Below are 20,917 nucleotides of genomic sequence, written 5' to 3' on the forward strand. Positions count from 1 at the left end.
CGGTAACGTGTGGAGGTGACCGGTACTAATAGGCCGAGGGCTTACTATCGAAGGTGTTACGCGTCCACTGTGCGGTATCTGAAACAACACACAGACACTGCAGCAAACCCATGATCCGAGGGTGATTCCTTGGGTGTTGGGGAGCGCTGTTTGTGGATAGTTTCATAGTGTTACGGCGGTTATAGCGGTGGGGAAACGCCCGGTCCCATTCCGAACCCGGAAGCTAAGGCCACCTGCGCCGATGGTACTGCACTCGACAGGGTGTGGGAGAGTAGGACACCGCCGGACAATCATTCACGAAAGCCCTCTGACTACGGTCAGGGGGCTTTCGTCGTTTCTGGACCAGGAACCACCCTCTGAGCTGGGCGTCTACAGCGCTCGTTGCTTGATTGTTATCGCAGACAACAAATCCTTTGCTCAATCCGCTGTGCAATCGGACGGCCTCGAATAAGTTGTCGAGCACAACATTCGCTCCAGCTCGTCCGCCCAGCGGGCGGTGGTTCCACGAAAGGCCCACCCTCATGCGTCAGGGGATCTTCGGCATCGCGGCCGTCTCGATCGCACTTCTCACCTCGGTCACCGCCTGCGGTGGTGACGACAGCAGCTCCAGCTCCGGCAGCGGCGCCAAGATCGGCGTGATCCTGCCCGACAGCAAGACCTCGGCGCGGTGGGAGACGGCGGATCGCAAGTACCTGCAGCAGGCGTTCGACGAGGCCGGCATCAAGGCCGACATCCAGAACGCGCAGGGCGACAAGAACGCCTTCCAGACCATCGCCGACCAGATGATCACCAACGGCGCCTCGGTCCTGATGATCACCAACCTCGACAGTGGCACCGGCAAGGCCGTGATCCAGAAGGCCAAGGCCCAAGGTGTCACCGTCATCGACTACGACCGGCTCACGCTGGGCGGCGGTGCGCCCTATTACGTCTCGTTCGACAACGTGAAGGTCGGCGAGCTGATGGGCAATGGTCTGGCCAAGTGTCTGACCGACAAGCAGGCTGTGAAGCCGGTCGTCGCGTATCTCAACGGCGGTCCGACCGACAACAACGCCACCTTGTTCAAGAACGGCTACGACGGTGCCCTGGCGCCGAAGTTCGCCGCGGGCGAGCTGGTGAAGGGGCCGGACCAGGCCGTGCCGGAGTGGGACAACACCAAGGCGGGCACCATCTTCGAGCAGATGCTCACCGGCACGCCGAACCTCGGCGGCGTCGTGGCGGCGAACGACGGGCTGGCCAACGCCGCCATCGCGGTGCTGAAGAAGCAGAAGCTGAACGGGCAGGTGCCGGTGACCGGCCAGGACGCGACCGTGCAGGGACTGCAGAACGTGCTCGCCGGCGACCAGTGCATGACCGTCTACAAGGCGATCAAGCTCGAGGCCGCCGCGGGCGCGAAGCTTGCGATCGCGCTGGCCAAGGGGGAGAAGGGTGAGGCGAACAGCACCGTCGATGATCCCGAGTCCAAGACGAAGGTGCCCGCGGTGCTGCTGGAGCCGAAGGCGATCTTCAAGAACAATGTCAATGATGTGGTCGCCGACGGATTCGTCGACAAGACCGAGCTGTGCGCGGGTGAGTTCGCCAAGCTCTGTGCCGACAACGGCGTGCGCTGATGGACACCCCGGTCATCGAATTACGGGGTATCGACAAGAGTTTCGGCCCCGTCCATGTCTTGCACACGGTCGACTTCTCGGTCTACCCAGGCGAAGTGACCGCGCTGGTCGGCGACAACGGCGCCGGCAAATCGACCCTGGTCAAATGCATCGGCGGCACCCATCCGATCGATGCGGGCGAGATCCTGTTCGAGGGCGAACCGGTGCAGATCGGCAACCCGCGCGACGCCGCCGAGCTCGGCATCGAGATCGTGTATCAGGACCTTGCGCTCTGCGACAACCTCGACATCGTGCAGAACATGTTTCTCGGCCGCGAACGCAAGCACGGCATCGTGCTCGACGAATACGGCATGGAGGAACTGGCCGGGCGAACCCTGGCCGGGCTGTCGGTGCGGACCGTCAAGTCGGTGCGGCAGAAGGTGGCGAGCCTGTCGGGTGGTCAGCGTCAGACGGTCGCCATCGCCAAAGCGGTGCTGTGGAACAGCAAGGTGGTGATCCTGGACGAACCGACCGCCGCACTCGGCGTCGCCCAGACCCAGCAGGTGCTGGAATTGGTGCGCCGCCTGGCCGACAAAGGTCTTGCGGTGGTGCTGATCTCGCACAACATGAACGACGTGTTCGCGGTCTCCGACCGGATCGCGGCGTTGTACCTGGGTCGGATGGCCGCGCAGGTCCGGACGACCGATGTCACTCATTCACAGGTGGTCGAGCTGATCACCTCCGGTCGCAGCGGCAGTCTCGGGGTGAAGGCGTGAGCACGACGGTGACGGAGAAGAGTGCGGCCGCGACGGCTCCGGCCAGCGAACTGGTGAGCTCTTACGTCGGGCGGTTGCGCAGTGGGAACATGGGCGCGTTGCCGTCGGTGATCGCGCTCGTGGTGCTGTCGGTGGTTTTCTGGATCGCGCGGCCGGTGTTCATGACGCAGGGCAATATCGCGAATCTGTTCACCCAGGGCGCGGCGATCGCGGTGATCGCCATGGGGTTGATCTTCGTGCTGTTGCTCGGCGAGATCGACCTGTCGGCCGGGTTCACCAGTGGTGTGTGCGCGGCGGTGCTCGCGGTGCTGCTCACCGACAAGGGCTGGCCGTGGTATTCGGCGGTGCTCGTCGCGCTGCTCACCGGTGTGGTGATCGGTTCGGCCATCGGGGCGATCGTGGTGAAGATCGGGGTGCCCTCGTTCGTGGTGACCCTCGCGGCGTTCCTGGCGCTGCAGGGTGTGGCGCTCAAGATCATGGACAACGGACGCAATATCTCCATCCACGACGAGACGATCCTCGCCATCGCGAACAAGAACGTGCCGCCGCTGCTCGGCTGGGCGATGTACGCGGTGCTGCTTGCCGGGTTCGGGTTCGTGCAGTACCGGAAGCTGCGGGCGCGTACTCAGCTCGGGCTCACCGGCGAGAGTGCGGCGGTGGTGACGCTGCGGATCGCGGCGGTGGCGGTGGTCGCCGGTGTCGCAGTGGCGATCCTCAATGACGAACGCAGCCGCAATCCCGAGGTCAACTCGTTGCAGGGCATGCCGATCGTGGTACCGATCATCGTGGCGTTGCTGCTGCTGTGGACCTTCGTGCTCAACCGCACCTCGTTCGGGCGGCACATCTACGCGGTGGGCGGCAACGTGGAAGCGGCTCGGCGCGCGGGCATTCCGGTCGACCGGATCAAGATCAGTGCCTTCGTGCTCTGTTCGACGATGGCCGCGGTCGGCGGCTTGATCGCCGCGTCGCGAGCCAACTCGGTCGATCCCAACACCGGTGGATCCGATGTGCTGCTGACGGCGGTCGGTGCGGCGGTGATCGGTGGCACCAGCCTGTTCGGTGGTCGCGGCCGCATGCTCGACGCGGTGCTCGGTGCCGCGGTGGTGGCGGTCATCAACAACGGGATGGGCCTGATGGGCTACAGCGCGGGCACGAAATTCGTTGTGACAGGATTTGTTCTGCTGCTCGCGGCGGGGGTGGACGCGCTGTCGCGCAAGCGTTCGCTGCCAGGAAGTTGACCGACGACGGGGAAGGGAGGGCCGGATGAAAGCAGCACCCTCCCCGGACGAGATCCGCCGCCGGAATCTCGCGGTGCTGCTGCGCCACGTCCACGTGAGCGGGCCGTTGTCGAGGGCGGAGCTCGCCGAGCGAATGGGCTTGAACCGCAGCACGATCCTCGCCCTGACCACCGACCTCGCCGCCGCGGGGTTGGTGCGGGAGGAATTGCCGGGACAGACAGGGAAAGCGGGGCGCCCGTCGCTGGTGGTACGCCCCGAATCCGACCGGGTCTATGTCCTCGCACTGGACGTTGGCGCCGATCGGCTCGCGGTGGCGCGGGTCGGTTTGGGTGGCGCGATCCTCGATAGGTGCGAAATGCCGCGTCACACAAGCACTTTCGATCCCGATGAGGTGATCGCCGAACTGGCGAGGATGACGGAATCGATGATGGACGCGGCGCATCAGGGTGCGGTGTGCGTCGGTGTGGGGCTCGCGTTCTGCGGGATGGTGCGCGAGCGGGACGGAGTCGTGCGGTACGGGCCGAATATCGGCTGGGTCGATGTGCCGGTCGGGGCGTTGCTGTCCGAAAGGCTCGGTGTGCCTGTGGCAGTGGGCAACAACGCCAACCTCGGCGCGATCGCCGAACGTGAACGCGGTGTGGGGACAGGAGTACGCGACCTGATCTACCTGCACGGTGAGGTCGGGATCGGCGGCGGCGTCATCATGGGTGGAGAACTGCTCGGTGGCGAAGGCGGGTACGGCGGCGAGGTCGGGCACATGATCGTGAATCCCGGCGGCCGGGCTTGCCGATGCGGCTCGCGGGGCTGTCTGGAAGCCGAGGCCGGTGAGCTCGCCCTGATCGCGGCGGCCGGTCGCAGCGACCTGACCGGCCGGGCGGCGGTCGCGGCGATCGTCGACGCGGCGGCGCGCGGTGACGCCGACGCCCGCGACGCACTGCACCAGGTGGGGGACTGGCTCGGGTACGGGGTGGCCAATCTGGTCAACGTGTTCAACCCGACCATGGTGGTGTTCGGTGGGGTCCTGCGCGAGATCTACCTGGCCGCCGCGGCGCAGGTGCGCAGCCGGTTGGCGGTCGACGGGCTGCTCGCGGTCCGCGAGCGGGTCCGGTTGCGTACCTCCGCGCTCGCTGATGACGCCCCGCTCGTCGGCGCCGCCGAACTGGCCTTCGCCGAGCTGCTCACCGATCCGTTGCAGACCCTGGCCCGCGCGCAAACGCCTGACCTGCGTGCGAGCACCGAGTAGATTTGCCGATATGCCAAGTGACCTGCAGCTGAAGATCATGAACGGTGTTCACCGTGCCCTGCTCACCGTCACCGGTGGGCGGATCGGCAAGACCGTGATGGGGATGCCGTCGCTCGAACTCACCACGATCGGACGCAAGTCGGGTCAGCCGCGTTCGGTGATGCTCACGGCTCCGATTCTGGAGGAAGACCGGATCGTCGTCGTCGCCTCGCGCGGCGGCGATCCCACCCATCCCGCCTGGTTCCTCAACCTGCGCGACAACCCCGAGGTCGAGGTGGCCGTGCAGAGCGGTCCGCGCACGCCGATGATCGCCCGCGTGGCGACGGAAGCCGAACGGGCAGACCTGTGGCCGCAGGTCGTCGCGACGTACAAGGGATACGGCGACTACCAGACCAAGACCACCCGCGAGATCCCGCTGGTCCTGCTCACCCCGCGCTGACCGGTCAGCGAACCGCGTCGTCGGCGCGTGGGACCACGGTCGAGGCGGGCACCAGGTTCCAGGCCTCCAATTGCTTGCGGATCTGCTCGGCGGCGTCGATGTTGAGCGGTCCGCTCGTCCACAGGGCGTAGGGCAGGTTGAAGAAGCGACTCTCCCGCACCGCACGCAGGTTGTTGATGCCGGGCTTGCCGCGCAGCAGGTCGACCTTCTGCGCGTAGGTCTGGCCGGGGTAGTCGACGAACATGATGGCGTCGGGGTCGGCGGCGGCCAGGCGCTCCCAGGAGACCTTGGTCCAGGTGTCGGCGACGTCGTCGAGGATGTTGCGGGCGCCCGCCGCCTCCAGGATCGCCTGAGGCGCACCGAATTTCCCGCTCGAGTAGATGGTGTCGGTGCCGCTGTCGAAGAGGAAGACGGTGGGAGCCTTCGCCGGTTTCGGAGCGGCCGCCAGGGCCGCCAGCCTGGTGTCGAGATCGGCGGTGACTTCGCTCGCGCGGGCGGTGCGGCCGGTGATGACACCGAGATCGGTGAGGTCGGTACGCAACGCCGTCCACGGCTCGACGGTGCCGCGTGCGGCGCCCCCGTCGGCCTGGCGACAACTCTCGGTGAGTACGTAGGCGGCTATGCCGTCCTTGCGCAAGGAGGCGGGGGTGAGGTTGCTCGCCTCGTCGTAGCCGTAGCTCCAACCGGCGAGCATCACGTCGGGGCGTTGGGCGAGAACCGTTTCGCGCGAAGGGTATTCGGGGGCGACATCGTTGAGGCCGTCGACGACCTCGGCACCGTAGTGGGTGCGCAGGGTGGCCGCGTCACGTTTGACGCTGGAGACCGCCGCCACCTGATCCTGGGCACCCAGTGCCAACACCATGGAGATGAGATTGCCGTCGTTGACGAATATGCGCTGTGCGGGTGCCGGAAAACGGGTCTCCACACCGCAATTGCGCACCGTCACGGCGGTCGCGGATTCGGCGGACGTTCCGGCGCACGCCGCGAGTACGGCGGCGAGTGCGGTGGCGGCCAGGATCCGGCCGAGGTTCGTGTTCATCGTCGTGCCTCTCGCGGGGTGATCAACAGGTGGTCCTCGCCGGTGACCGGATGCCGGACTCGGTTGGCATCGACACCGAACACCTCGGCGACGACGGCGGGGGAGAGCGCTTCGGCCGGCGGTGCCGGCGGGCGCGCGCATCCCTTGTGCAGCACGATGATCCGATCGCAATAGCGGTCAGCCAGCGACAGGTCGTGCAGAGCGGCCACCACCGTGCGGCGCAGACCGCGGACCAGGGTGAGCAATTCGAGCTGATGGGTGACATCGAGATGGTTGGTCGGCTCGTCGAGCAGCAGGACGGGAGTGTTCTGGACGAGTGCGCGGGCCAGCAGGACCCGTTGACGTTCGCCACCGGAGAGCCGGCGCACCGGTCGCCCGGCGAAGCCGTGCAGGTCGACCGACGCCAAAGCCTGTGTCACACGCTGTTGTTCGCGTGGTGCGTCCAGACCCCACGGCGGCAGGTACGGGGTGAGCCCCAGCGCGACGACCTCACCGACCAGCATATCGTCGGGTGGTATCTCGTCCTGGGCGACCAGCGCGACGGTCGCGGCGCGGCGGCGGGGCCGCAGATCGTGCAGGACCTGGTCGTCGACGAGTACCCGGCCGGAACGGGGCCGGTGCACACCGGACAAGGTGCGCAGCAGCGTGGTTTTGCCGCTGCCGTTGGGGCCGACGATGCCGACGGTCTCACCCGGCTCGATCGTGAAGTCCACCTCCGCGAGAACAGTGCGCCGACCGATGGCGCAGGCGAGCTCGCGCGCATGGAGTCTGCCGTGTTCGAGAGGCGGCGGCTCGGGGTCCGGTTGGTGGGAACTCATGAGGTGCCGAATCGGTAGCGGCGTCTGCCCATCAGCAACAGGAAAGTGGGGGCGCCGATGAGGCCGGTGAGGACACCCACCGGAATCTCGGTGGGGCGCACCAGCACCCGGGTGGCGGCATCGGCGACGACGAGGAACAGCGCCCCGCACAGCGCGCAGGCGGGCAACAGATCGCGATGCCGTGGTCCGACGATCATGCGCGCGGCATGCGGTACGACCAAGCCGACGAATCCGATCCCACCCGACACCGCGACCAGCACACCGACGAGCACGGCGAGCAGCACGAACAACCCGATCCGCAGGCCGGTCACCGGAACCCCGAGCGAGGAGGCGGTGTCGGCGCCGAGGGTGAGGGCGTCGAGCCAGCCCGCGATCGCGACCAGGATCGTGGCACAGAGCGCGACGACGGTCAGTGGGAGGGCCAGGGTCGACCAATCGGCGCCCGCGAGGCTGCCGAGCAACCAGAACAGCACCGATTCCGCGGCGGCGGGATCGGTGCTGCGGAACACCAGGTAGCTGCTGCACGCGGCGAAGGCCGAGCCGAGCACGGTACCGGTGAGCACCAGCCGCAACGGGGTGAGCCCGCCCTGCGCCAGGGCGATGAGGAAGACGAGGGTCGCCGCACCGAAAGCGCCGGCCAGCGCGCCGCCGGACAGCGCCCACATGCCGGCACCCGCGAACAGGCCGGAGGTGATTACGGCCGCCGCGCCGACGGCCGCGCCGGAGGAGACGCCGAGCAGGTAGGGGTCGGCGAGCGGGTTGCGAACCAGGGTCTGCATCGCGGCGCCCGCCACCGCGAGACCGGCACCGACCACGGCGGCGAGGATGGTGCGCGGGACGCGCAGCTGCCAGACGATGGTGTCGATACCGGGGTCGGTGGGGGTGGTTCCGGTGAGCCGGGCGCCGAGGGTGTCGAGCACTGCGCGCACCGGAACGGTCTCGGCGCCGAAGCCGGTGGCGGCGATCATGGCGACCACCAGCAACACCGCGAGCACGGGTAGGGCGAGCGAGATCCGTGCACGGATCATCGCGGAATCTCCAGAGGCAAGGCGCGGCCCTTTCAGAGGGTGCCCGGCGAGGGAGGTCTGACTTTCGCCGTGAGGCGATCACAGTGGCGCGACCGTCCCGGAATTGCACCGGATTCCCGCACCCACCGGGGATGACCCACCGACTGTAGCGCGGCACCGGGTGCCGGCACAGCGCCGGGTTCGGCTCACGGTAAGGCAAAGGGTGTTCGCCGGTTTGTCCGGTTGCTTGAATCCGGGTATGTACCGACCGAACACCTCTGCGCACGGCCTGCGTGGCCGCGTCACCGCCGCGTTCCTCGCGGTGGCCACCGCCGCGACTCTCGGCCTTACCGGATGTGCGGGCGGTGACGACAAGCCGCTCGGCACCCCCGACGCGCCGCTGCCCATCGAGGTTCCGCCGGGCACCACCCTCGTGGTCGCCGACCAGCAGGAGCGGTTGCAGAACGCGCTTCGGCTCTCGGGCGAGCTGGACAAGCTGCCGTTCAAGATCGAGTTCGCGAACTTCGTCGGCGGGCCCGCGATCCTGGAGGCCTTCCGGGCCGGGGCGGCCGATGTGGGCCAGGTCGGTGACGTACCGCCGATCCACGCACTCGCGGCGGGACAGGACGTACCGATCGTCGGCTCCTACCAGACCAACCCGCAGGCGCTGAGACTCGCTGTCGCTCCGGGTTTGTCGATCACGAAGCTCACGGACCTGAAGGGGCGCAAGATCGCCTACGCCGAGGGCACCGCCCAGCAGGCGGCGGTGTTGAAAGCTCTGAGCAAGGCGGGTCTTAAAACCGGTGACGTGCAACTGATCCGGTTGCAGCTCGCGGAGTTCCTCGACGCGGTGCGCACCGGGCAGGTCGATGTGGCGCCGCTGATCGAACCGAATGTGACCAGGTTGCTGCGCACTCCTGGCACGTCGCTGATCCCGGATTCGGAGACGAGCGGCATCTACAGCGGGCTCGCCTATGTGTACGCGCGGCGCGCTGTGGTGCAGGATCCGGCGAAAGCGGCCGCGACCCGGGCCCTGGTCGGCGCGTTCGTGCGGGCCTGGCACTGGACCAACACCCACAGCGCGGAATGGGCCGACGCCTATTACGTGCGCAACCAGAAGGTGAGCCCAGACGACGCGCGGCGGATCGTGGAATCGCTCGGCACCTATACATTCCCGCACCTGGACCAGCAGTTGGTCGCGCGTCAGCAGAGCACGATCGACGCGATCGACGCCGCCGGTGAATTGCCGAAGAAGATCACCGCCGCAGACGGTTTCGACCTGCGGTTCGACGCGGCGGTCACCGAAGCCGTCACCGCCAGCGGCGCAGCCTTCGCCCCGGCGGTGAGCTGATGGCGACCCTCGAAGCCGGTGTGTTGCGGCGCGTGCGGGCACACCGGACCGGCGAACCCGAATTGGCTCCGCGCGGACGCGGGAAGCGAAGGCTCGGCCCCGGCAAGCCCATTCCGTTCGGTTTCGCGCTCGGTCCGGCGCTGCTCGTCGGCGCCTGGGTCGCCGGATCGGCCACTGGTGCACTGGATCCCGAGACCCTGCCCGCGCCGTGGACGGTCGCGCGGACGGCGGGGGAGCTGATCGCGGACGGGCGACTGCAGTCCAATCTGCTCACCTCGCTGCAACGGGCGGCGATCGGGCTGGTGCTCGGTGTGGTGATCGGGGTGGTGCTGGCACTGATCGCCGGGTTGAGCCGGATCGGGGAGGCGCTGGTCGACGGCCCCGTACAGATCAAGCGCGCCATTCCGACGTTGGCGCTGATCCCGCTGTTCATCGTGTGGTTCGGGATCGGCGAGGAGATGAAGCTGATCGTCATCACGACCAGCGTGCTGATCCCGATCTACCTCAATACCCACGCGTACCTGCGCGGTGTGGACGCGCGTTATGTGGAGCTGGCCGAGACGGTCGGGCTGTCGCGGTGGGGATTCCTGCGCCGCGTCGCACTGCCCGGGTCGCTGCCCGGCTTCTTCCTCGGGCTGCGGCTCGCGGTGACGATCTCGTGGCTGGCGCTGGTTGTCGTCGAACAGGTGAACGCGACCAGCGGCATCGGATACCTGATGACCCAGGCGCGCACCTATGGGCAGATCGACGTGATCGTCGTCGGCCTGGTGATCTACGGGCTTCTCGGACTCTTCGGCGACCTCGCCGTGCGGACAACAGAACGGAAGGTGCTGGCATGGCGACAGACGCTGGGCGACTGATCGAGCACGACGACCGCGCGGTGGTACGGACCCGGGGCCTCACTCGCGGCTTCGGGCAGCGCGTCATATTGCGGGGTATAGATATTGCGATCCGTCGCGGAGAATTCGTGGCGTTGCTGGGGCGCAGCGGGTCGGGTAAGAGCACACTGTTGCGTGCCCTGGCCGAACTCGACGGGCAGGTACCGGGCTCCGGAGAGCTCACCGTTCCCGGACGGCGCGCGGTGGTGTTCCAGGATTCGCGGCTGCTGCCCTGGGCACGGGTGCTCGACAACGTGGTGCTCGGACTCACCGGCCGCGACGCCGCCGAGCGCGGGCGGTCCGCGCTGGCCGAGGTGGGCCTCGGTGGGCGCGAGAAAGCTTGGCCCCGTGAGCTTTCCGGCGGTGAACAGCAGCGGGTGGCGCTGGCCCGATCGCTGGTGCGTGAGCCGGAGCTGTTGCTGGCCGACGAACCGTTCGGCGCGCTCGACGCCCTCACCAGGATCCGCATGCACTCGCTGTTGCAGGCGCTGTGCGCACGGCACCAGCCCGCCGTGTTGCTCGTGACCCATGACGTGGACGAAGCACTGCTGCTGGCCGACCGGGTGCTGGTCCTCGACGAGGGCCGCATCGCCATCGATCAGCGCATCGACATCGCCCGACCGCGTAGGCACGCCCACCCCGAATTCATCCGGTTGCGCGAGGTGCTGCTGGCCGGGCTCGGCGTGGACACCACCGACCTCGAGACAGTGAAGCAGGCATCGTGAACGCACCACGGCAATTGAGTCTGAACGCTTTCATCTACCCGTCCGGTCATCACGAGGCCGCGTGGCGGCATCCCGACAGCCGACCGGACCGCATCTACGACGTGACCTACTACCAGGAGATCGGGCGCACGGCGGAGGCGGCGAAGCTGGACGCGGTGTTCTTCGCCGACGGACCCGCCCTGCGCACCGATGTGCGCCACAATGCCGCGCCGGGGCTCGAACCGATCACGCTGCTCACCGCGATCGCATCCGCCACCACGCATCTGGGGCTCATCGCGACGGCGTCGACCACGTACTACGAGCCGTACAACCTCGCGCGATTGTTCTCCTCGCTCGACCACATCTCGGGCGGCCGCGCCGGCTGGAACATCGTCACCACCGGAACCGACGTGGCGGCAGCCAATTTCGGTCTCGACCGGCATCCCGATCATCGTGAGCGGTATGCCAGGGCGCGGGAATTCGTCGACGCGGTGGTCGCGCTGTGGGACAGCTGGGAGGACGACGCGATCGTGCTCGACCGGGCGGCGGGTATCTACGCCGACGCGGACAAGATCCATCCGATCGATTTCGTCGGTGAATACCTGCGTGTGCGTGGACCTTTCAATTCGGCGCGGACACCGCAGGGGCGTCCGGTGCTGGTGCAAGCCGGTGCCTCCAACGAGGGCCGCGCATTCGCGGGCCGGTACGCCGAGGCGATTTTCACAGCACACCAGCGCCTTTCGGATGCGCAGGCCTTCTACGCCGATATCAAGGCCAAGGCTGCCGAGTACGGGCGCGCCGCCGAGGAGGTGCGGATTCTGCCGGGCATCAGCCCGTTCATCGCCGACACCGAGTCCGCCGCGCGCCGTCTGGAGCGTGAGTTCAACGAGCTCACCGTGCCGGAATACGGGTTGAAGCAACTGGAATCGATCACCGGAACGTCGCTGCGCGGGTACGCGCTGGACGAGGTGGTGCCGGTGGAGGTCTTCGCCGGGGCGGGCGATGTCACCGACAACGCCCGCAGCAGGTTGCAGGTGGTGGCCGGAATCGTCGAGCGCGAACGACCGACGCTGCGCGGCCTGCTGCACCGGCTGGCCGGTGCGCGTGGGCACCGGGTGATCGCCGGAACCCCCGAGCAGATCGCCGACACCATCGAGGAATGGTTCACCCACGGCGCGGCCGACGGATTCAATGTGATGCCGCCCTGGTACCCCGGCGGACTCGAGGTGTTCACCTCGACGGTGGTGCCGATCCTGCAGGAGCGCGGCCTGTTCCGCACCGAGTACTCGGGAACGACCTTGCGCGACCACTTCGGTCTCGCCCGGCCCGCGAGCCGATTCGCGCCCGAACCGGTGAGTGTCGGATGAGCGACGAAAGTTGTTGTCCGGCTCGTAGCAGTGGTTCGGTTGCCGGGTGGTGATGCTCGACGATTCTCCCGTTCGGCTGCGCACGCTTGTCTTGCCGGTCTTCGCGCCGATGGTGTTGTACGGAGTCGGGACCGGTGCCGCGGCGCCGATGTACGCGCTGCGGGCGCTCGATCTCGGTGCCTCGGCGGGCGCGGCCGGGTTGATCGTCGCGTTGAGCGGGCTCGGCATGGTTCTCACGGATCTGCCCGCCGGACGGATCGTCGCGCGGATCGGGGAGCGGGCCGCGATCGGTTTCGGCAGCGGGCTCGGTCTGATCGGTGTGCTCGCGGCGATCCTCGCACCGAATCTCGGTGTGCTTGCGGTGGGTCTGCTGCTCATCGGCGCGGCGGGCGCGGTGTGGGGGCTGGCGCGACAGACCTATCTGGTTTCGGTGGTCGCACCGGAACAGCGTGGGCGGGCCATGTCGACGTTGGCCGGTGCGCACCGGTTGGGCTTCTTCTGCGGGCCGTTCCTCGGTGCGGCACTGGTGCACGGGTTCGGGCCGATCGGGGCACTGTGGTTGCAGTTGGTGACCATCGTGGTGGCGGCCGCGGCGATGCTGACGATCGGGTCGGGCGCGCCGGACGAGCCGTCGTTGCGGCCGCTGCACACGGTGGTCTCCGAAAACCGCAGGGCACTCGGCACTCTCGGCCTCGCGGCGGTCGCGGTCGGGGCGGCGCGCGCGTCGCGATCGGCGCTGCTGCCGCTGTGGGCGGTGCACCTCGGTATCGATGCCGCGACGACGAGTCTGCTGTTCGGGCTGGCGGGCGCGATCGACGTACTCATGTCCTACCCGGCCGGGGTGTGGCTGGACCGAGCGGGCAGCCGCGTCACCGGCGTCGCCTGCGGAATCTGCTTCGCCGCCGGTTACGCGGCACTGCCTTTCACCTATTCGGTGCTCACCATGGGTGCGGCCACCATGCTGCTCGGCCTGGCGAACGGACTGAGCAACGGTCTCATCATGACCGTCGGGGCGTTCGCCGCCCCACCGGACCGGCGCGCCGAATTCCTCGGCGCTTGGCGGCTGACACACGACGCCGGGATGTTCGCGGGGCCGGTCGCGGTCGGAGTGGTCGGCGCCTTCGCTGGACTGTCCGCCGCCGGTGGGCTACTCGCGGTCACCCTCGGGCTCGGGTCGGTCGCGATGTACCGGTGGTTTCCCGGGCCGATTTCGCGTACCGGCGGCTGACCGGGAAACCCGGCGGCTCGAGGCTGAGGCTATCGAGCCGGTGGCTGCCACCCGGGGTCGCGACCGGTGACACCGAGGACGCGGTCGATCAGCGGGGCATCGGGGGAGACCGACACTTCGGGCCCGTAGATTCCCATGCCGCGTCCTTGCTCGGCGGTGGCAGCGGTTTCGGCGTAGACGTCCGCGAGGAGATCGTCGTCCCACGACACCGGCGTGCCGAGCGCCCGGGACAGGTCCCAGCCGTGCACGATCAGCTCGCCGACGACCATCCCGCCGATCATCGCGGAGGGCAGTTCCGTCGGGCCACCCATGTGGGTGACGCCCTCCCACGCCACGGGGTCACGCCAGATGGTGGCGAGTTCGTCGAGCTGTGTTTCGAGGGCGGCCGCCCAGTCTCCGGTGACCAGGTCGACGTCGGATTCGGCAGCGGCAGGCGGCGAAACACTTTCCTTACGGCCCGCTCCGATCAGCGACGGCCCCCAGAACAACAGGTGATTGAGCAGAGCACGCACATCGAACTCGGTACACGGTGTCGGCGCGGTCAGCTGATCCGGCGTGACAGTACGGATGATCTTCGACAACGGCACCGCAGCGCGGGCCACACGTTCGTTCTCGGACATACGGCGAGCCAACCACCGGCCGCCCACCCGTGTCTTGAACAAACGCGACATACACTCCCGGCGTGCAACGCGACCCACGGGAACTCGGCGGTGCGTGGCGGACCTCGCAACGCCACATCTTCACCGAGCCGCCGGCCGAACTGGCGGGATACGTGGAACGGTTCTGGGCGGTCGCCTGGAATTACGACCTGCCCTACCGCCAGGTGGTCGTGCCGCTGCCCAATGTCCACCTCACCTGTCGGGACGGACGCGCCGAACTGCACGGCCCGTCGTCCTCCCACGTGTATCGCGAGCTCGCCGGCGTCGGCTGCGTGTTCGGGGTCGCCTTCCGGCCGGGGATGTTCCGGCCGTTCCTCGGCGCATCCGTCGCGTCGTTGCGCGACCGGACGATCGACGCCACAACAGTTTTCGGGCCCAGCGTGACAAGTCTCACGGATCCCGCAGCGGCCTGCCGCTTCCTCGAAGCCCGGCTGCCCGCGCCTGATTCCCGCGCCGAACTCGCGGCACGCGTGGTGGCCGGGATCGCCGCCGACCCCACGGTGACCAGGGTCGACGAGGTGGCGGATCGGTTCGGGACCACGGTGCGCGGGCTGCAGCGGCTGGGAGCCACCGACGGGTTACGCGCAGCGGTACGACGGTTTCGGCGGCTGACGATCGTCGGGCCGGGGCCGCGGCGGGCGCCCCTACAGTGGAGATATGTCGACGTTCGAGCGGCATCCGTCCACCGTCGCGGACTACGACGACGCGCGACGGCGGGCACGGCTGCGTGAAACCCGGACAGGTACCCGGCGCTGGGGGCGCGCCCGGCTGACGGCGATGCGAACGGTCGGGGTGGTCCTCGTCGGGCTCATCGCGTTCGCCCAGTACTGGAAGTACGACGTGATGCCCGAGCGGGCACGGCTCGAACAGACCGCACCCGACCTGCTGCCGGTGTCGTTGCCCGCCGACTCCCGGGATTGGGACACCGCGGTGGTCGATCTGGTCGGTCTCGGTGGAGTGAACGCCGTCCCGACCGCGTCGGCGCTGCCCGTGCTGAACCAGCTCGGTGTGGTGTGGGCGGTGCGGTACGACGACGCCGGTATCGATACCAAGGTCATCGCCGACATGATCGTGCGCGCCGCCCGCTACGGCGCCGTGCGCAATATCGTGCTCGTGGGGCACAGCATGGGCGGGGTGGTCGCGCTCGAGGTGGCCCGCCACATCCACCTGGGCAGTGACCGGCGATTGGTCGGGGTGGTTCTCGACTGCACCCCGATCGACCTCCACGCCGTTCGCCCCGAAAGCCGCAGTCGTGGAGCGGAACTGCTGCGCTGGACCGGCTGGCTGCCGGGTGCGCGGGAGAGCAGGCTGCTGCGCTTCACCGTCGAAACGGCCGCCAGGCGCGAACGTTTCACCGTGCCCGGTGCCCCGCTGCCCGGAATCGACTTCGGTGCACTGCGCGAGGTGGCCGAAGAAGTGTTGCGCGACAAGATCTTCTCCGAGAACGCGGCGAGCAACGGCCTGATCGAATCGCAGTTCCTGGCCATCGTCGCGGGCGGTGGCGCCGCCGATCTGCGGGCGCTGGCTCGCCCCAACCCTGACCGTGAACGTCCGGCCATCGTGTTCATCCGCCCCCGCGACGCCGCTCGCGACGACGTAGTCGACGTCGAGTCCTCGCATCGGGTGCTCACCGAGCACGCGGGCGGGCCCGGCGGCAACTTGCTCGTGGTGCGGGCGAACGGAACCGGTCACGCGAACCCGATCCAGCGTCCGCGCGAATACAACGCCGCGCTCGAGTCGCAGGTGCTGCCGTTCCTGTTCCGCTATCAGCAGGCGGTCCGCGACCGCCGCTGAGGAATCAGCGAACCCGGGAACCGAGGATGGTGCGCACCCCGGCGATGAACAACTGCAGGCCGAAGTCGAATCGTGCGGTGGCGTCCGGTGTCTCGAACAGGGGAGTGTTGTCGGCGGGCAGGGCGCCGACCGAGTCCATCTGCATGCGCGACTGTTCGTCGACGGTCTGGCCGAGTACGTAGTAGAGCAGGGTGTAGGCCGTGAGTTCGGCTTCCTCCCTCGTCATGCCTGCCCGGATCACGATGCCCGCCAGTCGTTCTCGCGCCTTGCTCGTGGTCAACCGCGACGCGTAGGTCGCCGAGACCAGTTCGGCACCGTCACGGTAGGCGAGCAGGCAGTCGCGCAGCCGATGCGCGAGCTCGGTGAGCTGCTCGGGCCACTCGGTGGCGGCGATCGGCTCGTCCATGGGTGCGAGGATCCGGTCGGCCACCGCACCGAGCAGCGACTGCTTGTCCTTGACGTGCCAGTACAGCGCCCCCGGCTGCACCTGCAGCGACCCGGCCAACCTGCGCATCGTCAGATCGGCCAGCCCGTACTGATCCAGAATCGTCACCGCGGCATCGACCACGTCCGTCTTCCGCAGCTGCACAGGTGTCCTTCCGCCGATTCGCGACCCGAGTGTCGTGACTCACTACTTCCCGCTACCCTATCCTGAACACCGTTCAAGTTGCACGGCCACCACCATCACCAGCGGCGCGTGCACGCCCCCGACGAAGGGACATCACGTCGTGACGCAGGCACCCGTCCGTACCGACATTCTCGCCATCGCCCGTGAGCAGGTGCTCGAGCGCGGCGTCGGCCTCACCGAGGAACAGACCGTCGAGGTGCTGCGCCTGGGCGACGACCAGCTCGAAGCGCTGCTCGAGCTGGCCCACGAGGTCCGCATGAAGTGGTGCGGGCCCGAGGTCGAGGTCGAGGGCATCATCAGCCTCAAGACCGGCGGCTGCCCCGAGGACTGCCACTTCTGCTCGCAGTCGGGCCTGTTCCAGTCGCCCGTGCGCGCCGCCTGGCTCGACATCCCCAGCCTCGTCGAGGCCGCCAAGCAGACCGCCAAGACCGGCGCCACCGAGTTCTGCATCGTCGCCGCCGTGCGCGGCCCCGACGAGCGGCTGATGGCACAGGTCGCCGCCGGTGTGGAGGCGATCCGCAACGAGGTCGACATCCAGGTGGCCTGCTCGCTCGGCATGCTCAACCAGGAGCAGGTCGACCAGCTCGCCGCCATGGGCGTGCACCGCTACAACCACAACCTCGAGACCGCCAAGTCGCACTTCCCGAAGGTCGTCACCACCCACACCTACGAGGAGCGCTGGGACACCCTGCGCATGGTGCGCGAAGCAGGCATGGAGGTGTGCTGCGGTGGCATCCTCGGCATGGGCGAGAGCATCGAGCAGCGCGCCGAATTCGCCGCCCAGCTCGCCTCCCTCGAACCCGACGAGGTGCCGCTGAACTTCCTCAACCCCCGCCCCGGCACCCCCTTCGGCGACCTCGAGGTGCTGCCCGCCGCCGACGCGCTGCGCGCCATCGCCGCGTTCCGGCTCGCTCTGCCGCGCACCATCCTGCGGTTCGCGGGCGGTCGCGAGATCACCCTCGGCGACCTCGGCGCCAAGCAGGGCATGCTCGGCGGCATCAACGCGGTGATCGTCGGCAACTACCTGACCACCCTCGGCCGCCCCGCCGAATCCGACCTCGACCTGCTCGGCGAACTGAAGATGCCGATCAAGGCGCTCAACGAAACGCTGTAAATCGCTGTGTACGATCGGGAATCGACCAGGGCCGACACGGCGACCGAGGAGGTGACCGCCATGGACGAACGCTACAACCCGTTCACGGGCAAGCGGATCGTGCCAGGACTCGACGACGCCATGCCCGCGGCCGCCGCGCTCGGGCTGGAACCGCCACGGTTCTGCGAGCAGTGCGGGCGCCGGATGGTCGTGCAGATCAGCCCCGACGGCTGGTGGGCCAAGTGCTCGCGGCACGGCGTCACCGAATCGGCCCAGCTGGAACGCCGGTAGTGGTGGACGCGGTGAGCGAGCCACGGCCGCAGGTGCTGCGCCGCGAGGTGATCGGCGTCGGTGCCGTGATCGTCGCGGTTCTCGCGGTGAGTGCCGCCGCCGGTGTGGTGTGGGGTCTGCTCGCGCCGACCGAACGGTTGCGGGTGACCCAGCCCGGCCGGGCCGCGGTGCTCACCGGGGAGAGCATGCATCTGTTCGACGCCGTCGGCATGTTCCTGTGTATCGGTGCGGCGGTGGCGGTGCTCACCACGATCGCCGCCTGGCGGGTACGGATCGTGCGTGGGCCCGCGCTCGTGCTCGGACTGCTGTTCGCCTCGGCGCTCGGTGCGGCGATCATGATGTGGATGGGGGAATGGGTTGCGGGCCTGCGGTATCCGCGTCCCGATGACCCGCCCGTCGGTCAGATCATCGCCCTGCCCGCCGAAATCGGTACGGACATGGCGCTGCTCGTGCAACCGTTCCTCGCCGCGCTCGTGCTGCTGTTCCTCGCCGCCCTGCATCCCGCCGCCGACCTCGGGTCGGGCGCGGCGGGACTGCTCGGCGATCTGCGACCCGCCGATTTCGACGACGACGAGGACTATCGCCTGCCCTACGGAGCCGAACAGTATCGGCCCAGCGGCGATTTCGACCCGAGTTCGCAACCTCGCGGCTGAGCCTCCCCACCGCGCTACCATCGGCATATCGGCAGGTAGAGAGACTGCGCGCGGCTCGAGAGGAGCAGTCGTGGCATTCATCGGTTCTGGTCCCGTCGTCGAGGGGATCGATGCGAAATTCTGGCGGCTCACCGAGCCGCTCACCTATCGAGGAGCGGTCGAGACCTTCACCGTGCCCGCGGGATTCCGCACCGACTTCGCCTCGGTGCCCCGTGCGCTCGTGTGGCTCATTCCCCGCTACGGCGCCTACACCCGCGCGGCGATCCTGCACGACTATCTGTGCCGCACAGGCGAAGTCGGGCCGGCGGACGCCGACGGGCTGTTCCGGCGCAGCCTCCGGGAAGCCGGTGTTTCGGTTCCGCGACGCTGGATGATGTGGGCCGCAGTGCGATTCGGTTCGCGCCTGCGTGGGGCGACGGCGGGCGATGTTCTCGGCTGGTTCCTGATCGCGGTGCCCTCGGTGCTGTTCCTCGCCGTCCCGGTCGTGGTGGTGACCACCGCACTCGTGGTGTTCTGGTTCGTGGAGCTGCTCTTCTGGGCGGTCGGCCGCGTCGCCACCCGCAGCGAGGTTCCGCCGCCCGCGCCCCAGATGAAAACGGCCTGACCCTCATCCGTGCGGGCCGGAAAATCGGTGGAATCCGTCGGATCCACTGCCTACCCTGGGAACGACGAATTTCGGGGGAGGACCTGGACATGAAGACCGAAGACGAACAGGCGCCCGCCGAGCGGCCCGATCTGGCAGCCTGGCGCAAGCGCCACGCGCTGCGCAGTTCGTCCGCGGCGACCGCGGTGCCGAGTGGCCGCACCTATCGACGCTCCACCAAGCACCGTGATCGGCGCTACGAATCCTGACGGCTACGCGGATTCGCGGGTCAGCACCACCAGCGGCAGTGGCTTGTCCACCTTGGACTGGTAGTCGGCGAGCAGGGGGTTCTCGGTGAGCGCCCAGGCCGCGAACTCGTCGTATCGCTCGCCGGTGAGCACGTCGGCCTTCGCCGGGAACTTCTCCCCGCCGAGCTCGATCGTCACACTCGGGTTCGCCTTGGCGTTGTGGTACCAGGCCGGGTACCGGTCCTCGATGAACGACGACACGTACAGCACATCTCCCCGATACAGCGCGCCGAGCGGAACCACATGGGGCTTACCGCTTTTCGCGCCCGTGGTCGTGAGCAGCAGCAGGGTGGCGCCCGCGTAGTCACCGCCCACCTGGCCACCGTTCTCCCGGAACTCGGTGATGACGCCGTCGTTCCAGCCGGTCATCTCCTCGGCCGAGAACTCCTTGTTCCAAGGGGCATCCGGATCGTCGTAGGAGGTGACTTTTTTCGTATCCGCCGCGTTGTTGTCCATACGAGCAGTGTGACAGCGACCACCGACAAGTTCGGGCCGCCGACGGCGTCCGCCGAGGTCAGGTGGGTGGGCGGAGGGCGGCGAATTCGTCGGTGACGCGTAGGCCCGAGTCGGTGAAGCGGTAGAGGGCGGCCGGGCGGCCACCTGCGCGGCCGGAGGGGGCCGTGGCGCCGGTGGGGGTGATGACCTTGCGGCGGGTGAGGACGCGCTGGAGGTTGGTGGTGTCGACGTCGTATCCGAGTGCGGCGCAGTAGATTTCGCGCAGCGTCGACATGGTGAAGGTGTCGGGAGCCAGGGCGAAGGCGATGTTGGTGTAGGAGAGTTTGGCGGCCAGGCGGGTGCGGGCGTGGTCGACGACGGTGCGGTGGTCGAAGGACATGTCCGGCAGATCCGACACCGGGTGCCAGGTGGTGTCGGCGGGTAGTTCGGGTTCCGTGGTCAACGGGACGAGCCCCAGGTAGGCCGAGGCGATACGGCGTGGGGCGGGCACCCGGTCGGGGGCGCTGAACACCGACAGCTGCTCGAGGTGGGCCAGTTCGCGCACGTCGACCTTCTCGGCGAGCTGGCGCCTGGCCGAGGTGTCGAGATCCTCGTCGTCGCGCAGCCTGCCACCGGGCAGCGACCACGTTCCCTTCTGCGGATCGAGCGCGCGTTCCCACAGCAAGACCGCCAGCTCGGGGTGCTTACCGTTTCTACCTGCGGAAACGTCGGAGCCGAAGCGGCGAACCTGGAACACCGCGGTGAGCGATTCGTGGATGGTGTTACTATGGGGCACGTT

At 68.2% G+C, this 20,917-nt stretch carries 24 protein-coding genes and 1 rRNA gene; 18 read left to right on the forward strand and 7 right to left on the reverse strand.

Annotation, left to right across the window (positions count from 1 at the left end; all coding sequences use genetic code 11):
• The first annotated feature begins 171 nt into the window (after positions 1-171).
• The 6 genes from rrf to LDL21_RS28150 all read left to right on the forward strand — a co-directional run bounded on the left by rrf (position 172) and on the right by LDL21_RS28150 (position 5,282).
• Positions 172-288 (forward strand): 5S ribosomal RNA (rrf, locus tag LDL21_RS28125).
• A gap of 233 nt (positions 289-521) precedes the next feature.
• The gene (locus LDL21_RS28130; protein ID WP_181701268.1) at positions 522-1,607 is read left to right on the forward strand and encodes a sugar ABC transporter substrate-binding protein; all 1,086 of its coding nucleotides are present in this window, start codon (positions 522-524) and stop codon (positions 1,605-1,607) included.
• Positions 1,607-2,362, forward strand: a complete 756-nt coding sequence (locus LDL21_RS28135) for an ATP-binding cassette domain-containing protein (RefSeq protein WP_067498705.1) — start codon at positions 1,607-1,609, stop codon at positions 2,360-2,362. The genes LDL21_RS28130 and LDL21_RS28135 overlap by 1 nt, the downstream gene beginning before the upstream one ends.
• Positions 2,359-3,600: a sugar ABC transporter permease gene (locus LDL21_RS28140; RefSeq protein ID WP_225282459.1), complete on the forward strand. Its 1,242-nt coding sequence runs from the start codon at positions 2,359-2,361 to the stop codon at positions 3,598-3,600. The genes LDL21_RS28135 and LDL21_RS28140 overlap by 4 nt, the downstream gene beginning before the upstream one ends.
• 25 nt (positions 3,601-3,625) lie before the next feature.
• The gene (locus tag LDL21_RS28145) at positions 3,626-4,843 is read left to right on the forward strand and encodes an ROK family transcriptional regulator (RefSeq protein ID WP_225282460.1); all 1,218 of its coding nucleotides are present in this window, start codon (positions 3,626-3,628) and stop codon (positions 4,841-4,843) included.
• A 10-nt stretch (positions 4,844-4,853) separates the two neighbouring features.
• A complete protein-coding gene (locus LDL21_RS28150) occupies positions 4,854-5,282 on the forward strand; it encodes a nitroreductase family deazaflavin-dependent oxidoreductase (protein WP_181701262.1) in 429 nt (142 codons plus the stop codon).
• A 4-nt stretch (positions 5,283-5,286) separates the two neighbouring features.
• Here the strand turns inward: LDL21_RS28150 and LDL21_RS28155 are convergent, their stop codons facing one another.
• The 3 genes from LDL21_RS28155 to LDL21_RS28165 are packed head-to-tail and all read right to left on the reverse strand — an operon-like array spanning position 5,287 to position 8,167.
• Positions 5,287-6,321: an ABC transporter substrate-binding protein gene (locus LDL21_RS28155; protein WP_225282461.1), complete on the reverse strand. Its 1,035-nt coding sequence runs from the start codon at positions 6,319-6,321 to the stop codon at positions 5,287-5,289.
• The gene (locus tag LDL21_RS28160; RefSeq protein ID WP_225282462.1) at positions 6,318-7,139 is read right to left on the reverse strand and encodes an ABC transporter ATP-binding protein; all 822 of its coding nucleotides are present in this window, start codon (positions 7,137-7,139) and stop codon (positions 6,318-6,320) included. Before LDL21_RS28160 ends, LDL21_RS28155 begins: the two co-directional genes overlap by 4 nt.
• Positions 7,136-8,167, reverse strand: coding sequence for a FecCD family ABC transporter permease (locus LDL21_RS28165; protein ID WP_225282463.1), 1,032 nt, complete (start codon positions 8,165-8,167; stop codon positions 7,136-7,138). Before LDL21_RS28165 ends, LDL21_RS28160 begins: the two co-directional genes overlap by 4 nt.
• Positions 8,168-8,405: 238 nt before the next feature.
• Here LDL21_RS28165 and LDL21_RS28170 point away from each other — a divergent pair, with 238 nt between their 5' ends.
• Genes LDL21_RS28170 through LDL21_RS28190 form a run of 5 tightly spaced genes read left to right on the forward strand, consistent with a single transcriptional unit; the run spans position 8,406 to position 13,674 of the window.
• Positions 8,406-9,497, forward strand: a complete 1,092-nt coding sequence (locus LDL21_RS28170; RefSeq protein WP_225282464.1) for an ABC transporter substrate-binding protein — start codon at positions 8,406-8,408, stop codon at positions 9,495-9,497.
• The gene (locus LDL21_RS28175) at positions 9,497-10,357 is read left to right on the forward strand and encodes an ABC transporter permease (RefSeq protein WP_225282465.1); all 861 of its coding nucleotides are present in this window, start codon (positions 9,497-9,499) and stop codon (positions 10,355-10,357) included. Before LDL21_RS28170 ends, LDL21_RS28175 begins: the two co-directional genes overlap by 1 nt.
• Entirely contained in the window at positions 10,333-11,100 is a 768-nt protein-coding gene (locus LDL21_RS28180; RefSeq protein ID WP_225282466.1) for an ABC transporter ATP-binding protein, read from the forward strand. Before LDL21_RS28175 ends, LDL21_RS28180 begins: the two co-directional genes overlap by 25 nt.
• The gene (locus LDL21_RS28185) at positions 11,094-12,446 is read left to right on the forward strand and encodes an LLM class flavin-dependent oxidoreductase (RefSeq protein WP_225282567.1); all 1,353 of its coding nucleotides are present in this window, start codon (positions 11,094-11,096) and stop codon (positions 12,444-12,446) included. The genes LDL21_RS28180 and LDL21_RS28185 overlap by 7 nt, the downstream gene beginning before the upstream one ends.
• A 52-nt stretch (positions 12,447-12,498) precedes the next feature.
• Positions 12,499-13,674 carry an MFS transporter gene (locus tag LDL21_RS28190; RefSeq protein WP_225282568.1) on the forward strand — a complete coding sequence of 392 codons (1,176 nt, stop codon included), beginning with the start codon at positions 12,499-12,501 and terminating at the stop codon, positions 13,672-13,674.
• 29 nt (positions 13,675-13,703) lie between these two features.
• Here LDL21_RS28190 and LDL21_RS28195 read toward each other — a convergent pair whose 3' ends face one another.
• Complete coding sequence (locus tag LDL21_RS28195) at positions 13,704-14,294, reverse strand: TIGR03086 family metal-binding protein (protein ID WP_225282467.1); 591 nt, start codon at positions 14,292-14,294, stop codon at positions 13,704-13,706.
• Positions 14,295-14,356: 62 nt separating this feature from the next.
• On the opposite strand from LDL21_RS28195, the gene LDL21_RS28200 reads away from it, so the two are divergent.
• On the forward strand, positions 14,357-15,064 hold the full coding sequence (locus LDL21_RS28200; protein WP_225282468.1) for a DUF6597 domain-containing transcriptional factor: 708 nt from the start codon (positions 14,357-14,359) through the stop codon (positions 15,062-15,064).
• On the forward strand, positions 14,991-16,127 hold the full coding sequence (locus tag LDL21_RS28205; protein WP_225282469.1) for an alpha/beta fold hydrolase: 1,137 nt from the start codon (positions 14,991-14,993) through the stop codon (positions 16,125-16,127). The genes LDL21_RS28200 and LDL21_RS28205 overlap by 74 nt, the downstream gene beginning before the upstream one ends.
• A gap of 4 nt (positions 16,128-16,131) precedes the next feature.
• Here LDL21_RS28205 and LDL21_RS28210 read toward each other — a convergent pair whose 3' ends face one another.
• Positions 16,132-16,716, reverse strand: a complete 585-nt coding sequence (locus LDL21_RS28210) for a TetR/AcrR family transcriptional regulator C-terminal domain-containing protein (protein WP_067498719.1) — start codon at positions 16,714-16,716, stop codon at positions 16,132-16,134.
• 139 nt (positions 16,717-16,855) lie between these two features.
• On the opposite strand from LDL21_RS28210, the gene bioB reads away from it, so the two are divergent.
• The 5 genes from bioB to LDL21_RS28235 all read left to right on the forward strand — a co-directional run bounded on the left by bioB (position 16,856) and on the right by LDL21_RS28235 (position 19,644).
• A complete protein-coding gene (gene bioB / locus LDL21_RS28215; RefSeq protein WP_181701242.1) occupies positions 16,856-17,869 on the forward strand; it encodes a biotin synthase BioB in 1,014 nt (337 codons plus the stop codon).
• A gap of 60 nt (positions 17,870-17,929) precedes the next feature.
• Complete coding sequence (gene bsaP / locus LDL21_RS28220) at positions 17,930-18,139, forward strand: biotin synthase auxiliary protein BsaP (protein WP_067498764.1); 210 nt, start codon at positions 17,930-17,932, stop codon at positions 18,137-18,139.
• A gap of 11 nt (positions 18,140-18,150) precedes the next feature.
• Positions 18,151-18,792 (forward strand): DUF2567 domain-containing protein, encoded by a 642-nt coding sequence (locus LDL21_RS28225; RefSeq protein WP_225282470.1) that lies wholly within the window; start codon positions 18,151-18,153, stop codon positions 18,790-18,792.
• Between the two features lie 70 nt (positions 18,793-18,862).
• On the forward strand, positions 18,863-19,396 hold the full coding sequence (locus tag LDL21_RS28230) for a DUF1353 domain-containing protein (protein ID WP_181701237.1): 534 nt from the start codon (positions 18,863-18,865) through the stop codon (positions 19,394-19,396).
• 89 nt (positions 19,397-19,485) lie between these two features.
• Positions 19,486-19,644: a hypothetical protein gene (locus LDL21_RS28235; RefSeq protein ID WP_225282471.1), complete on the forward strand. Its 159-nt coding sequence runs from the start codon at positions 19,486-19,488 to the stop codon at positions 19,642-19,644.
• Positions 19,645-19,647: 3 nt separating this feature from the next.
• On the opposite strand, the gene LDL21_RS28240 is transcribed toward LDL21_RS28235, so the two are convergent.
• Together LDL21_RS28240 and LDL21_RS28245 are read right to left on the reverse strand one after the other, a co-directional pair.
• Complete coding sequence (locus tag LDL21_RS28240) at positions 19,648-20,139, reverse strand: nitroreductase/quinone reductase family protein (RefSeq protein ID WP_225282472.1); 492 nt, start codon at positions 20,137-20,139, stop codon at positions 19,648-19,650.
• Between the two features lie 58 nt (positions 20,140-20,197).
• Positions 20,198-20,914 carry an NUDIX hydrolase gene (locus LDL21_RS28245; RefSeq protein WP_181701233.1) on the reverse strand — a complete coding sequence of 239 codons (717 nt, stop codon included), beginning with the start codon at positions 20,912-20,914 and terminating at the stop codon, positions 20,198-20,200.
• Positions 20,915-20,917 lie beyond the last annotated feature (3 nt).

Origin of the sequence: Nocardia rosealba (genome assembly GCF_020216065.1) — a bacterium.
GTDB classification, from domain to species: Bacteria; Actinomycetota; Actinomycetes; order Mycobacteriales; family Mycobacteriaceae; genus Nocardia; species Nocardia rosealba.

What these genes read in the sequence shown, in the direction of transcription:
- LDL21_RS28240 (WP_225282472.1), bottom strand. Translation starts at nt 20,139, where the DNA reads ATGGACAACAACGCGGCGGATACGAAAAAAGTCACCTCCTACGACGAT.
- bsaP (WP_067498764.1), top strand. Translation starts at nt 17,930, where the DNA reads ATGGACGAACGCTACAACCCGTTCACGGGCAAGCGGATCGTGCCAGGA.
- LDL21_RS28170 (WP_225282464.1), top strand. Translation starts at nt 8,406, where the DNA reads ATGTACCGACCGAACACCTCTGCGCACGGCCTGCGTGGCCGCGTCACC.
- LDL21_RS28175 (WP_225282465.1), top strand. Translation starts at nt 9,497, where the DNA reads ATGGCGACCCTCGAAGCCGGTGTGTTGCGGCGCGTGCGGGCACACCGG.
- LDL21_RS28155 (WP_225282461.1), bottom strand. Translation starts at nt 6,321, where the DNA reads ATGAACACGAACCTCGGCCGGATCCTGGCCGCCACCGCACTCGCCGCC.
- LDL21_RS28195 (WP_225282467.1), bottom strand. Translation starts at nt 14,294, where the DNA reads ATGTCCGAGAACGAACGTGTGGCCCGCGCTGCGGTGCCGTTGTCGAAG.
- LDL21_RS28135 (WP_067498705.1), top strand. Translation starts at nt 1,607, where the DNA reads ATGGACACCCCGGTCATCGAATTACGGGGTATCGACAAGAGTTTCGGC.
- LDL21_RS28130 (WP_181701268.1), top strand. Translation starts at nt 522, where the DNA reads ATGCGTCAGGGGATCTTCGGCATCGCGGCCGTCTCGATCGCACTTCTC.
- LDL21_RS28160 (WP_225282462.1), bottom strand. Translation starts at nt 7,139, where the DNA reads ATGAGTTCCCACCAACCGGACCCCGAGCCGCCGCCTCTCGAACACGGC.
- LDL21_RS28150 (WP_181701262.1), top strand. Translation starts at nt 4,854, where the DNA reads ATGCCAAGTGACCTGCAGCTGAAGATCATGAACGGTGTTCACCGTGCC.
- LDL21_RS28165 (WP_225282463.1), bottom strand. Translation starts at nt 8,167, where the DNA reads ATGATCCGTGCACGGATCTCGCTCGCCCTACCCGTGCTCGCGGTGTTG.
- LDL21_RS28235 (WP_225282471.1), top strand. Translation starts at nt 19,486, where the DNA reads ATGAAGACCGAAGACGAACAGGCGCCCGCCGAGCGGCCCGATCTGGCA.
- LDL21_RS28190 (WP_225282568.1), top strand. Translation starts at nt 12,499, where the DNA reads ATGCTCGACGATTCTCCCGTTCGGCTGCGCACGCTTGTCTTGCCGGTC.
- LDL21_RS28180 (WP_225282466.1), top strand. Translation starts at nt 10,333, where the DNA reads ATGGCGACAGACGCTGGGCGACTGATCGAGCACGACGACCGCGCGGTG.
- LDL21_RS28145 (WP_225282460.1), top strand. Translation starts at nt 3,626, where the DNA reads ATGAAAGCAGCACCCTCCCCGGACGAGATCCGCCGCCGGAATCTCGCG.
- LDL21_RS28205 (WP_225282469.1), top strand. Translation starts at nt 14,991, where the DNA reads ATGTCGACGTTCGAGCGGCATCCGTCCACCGTCGCGGACTACGACGAC.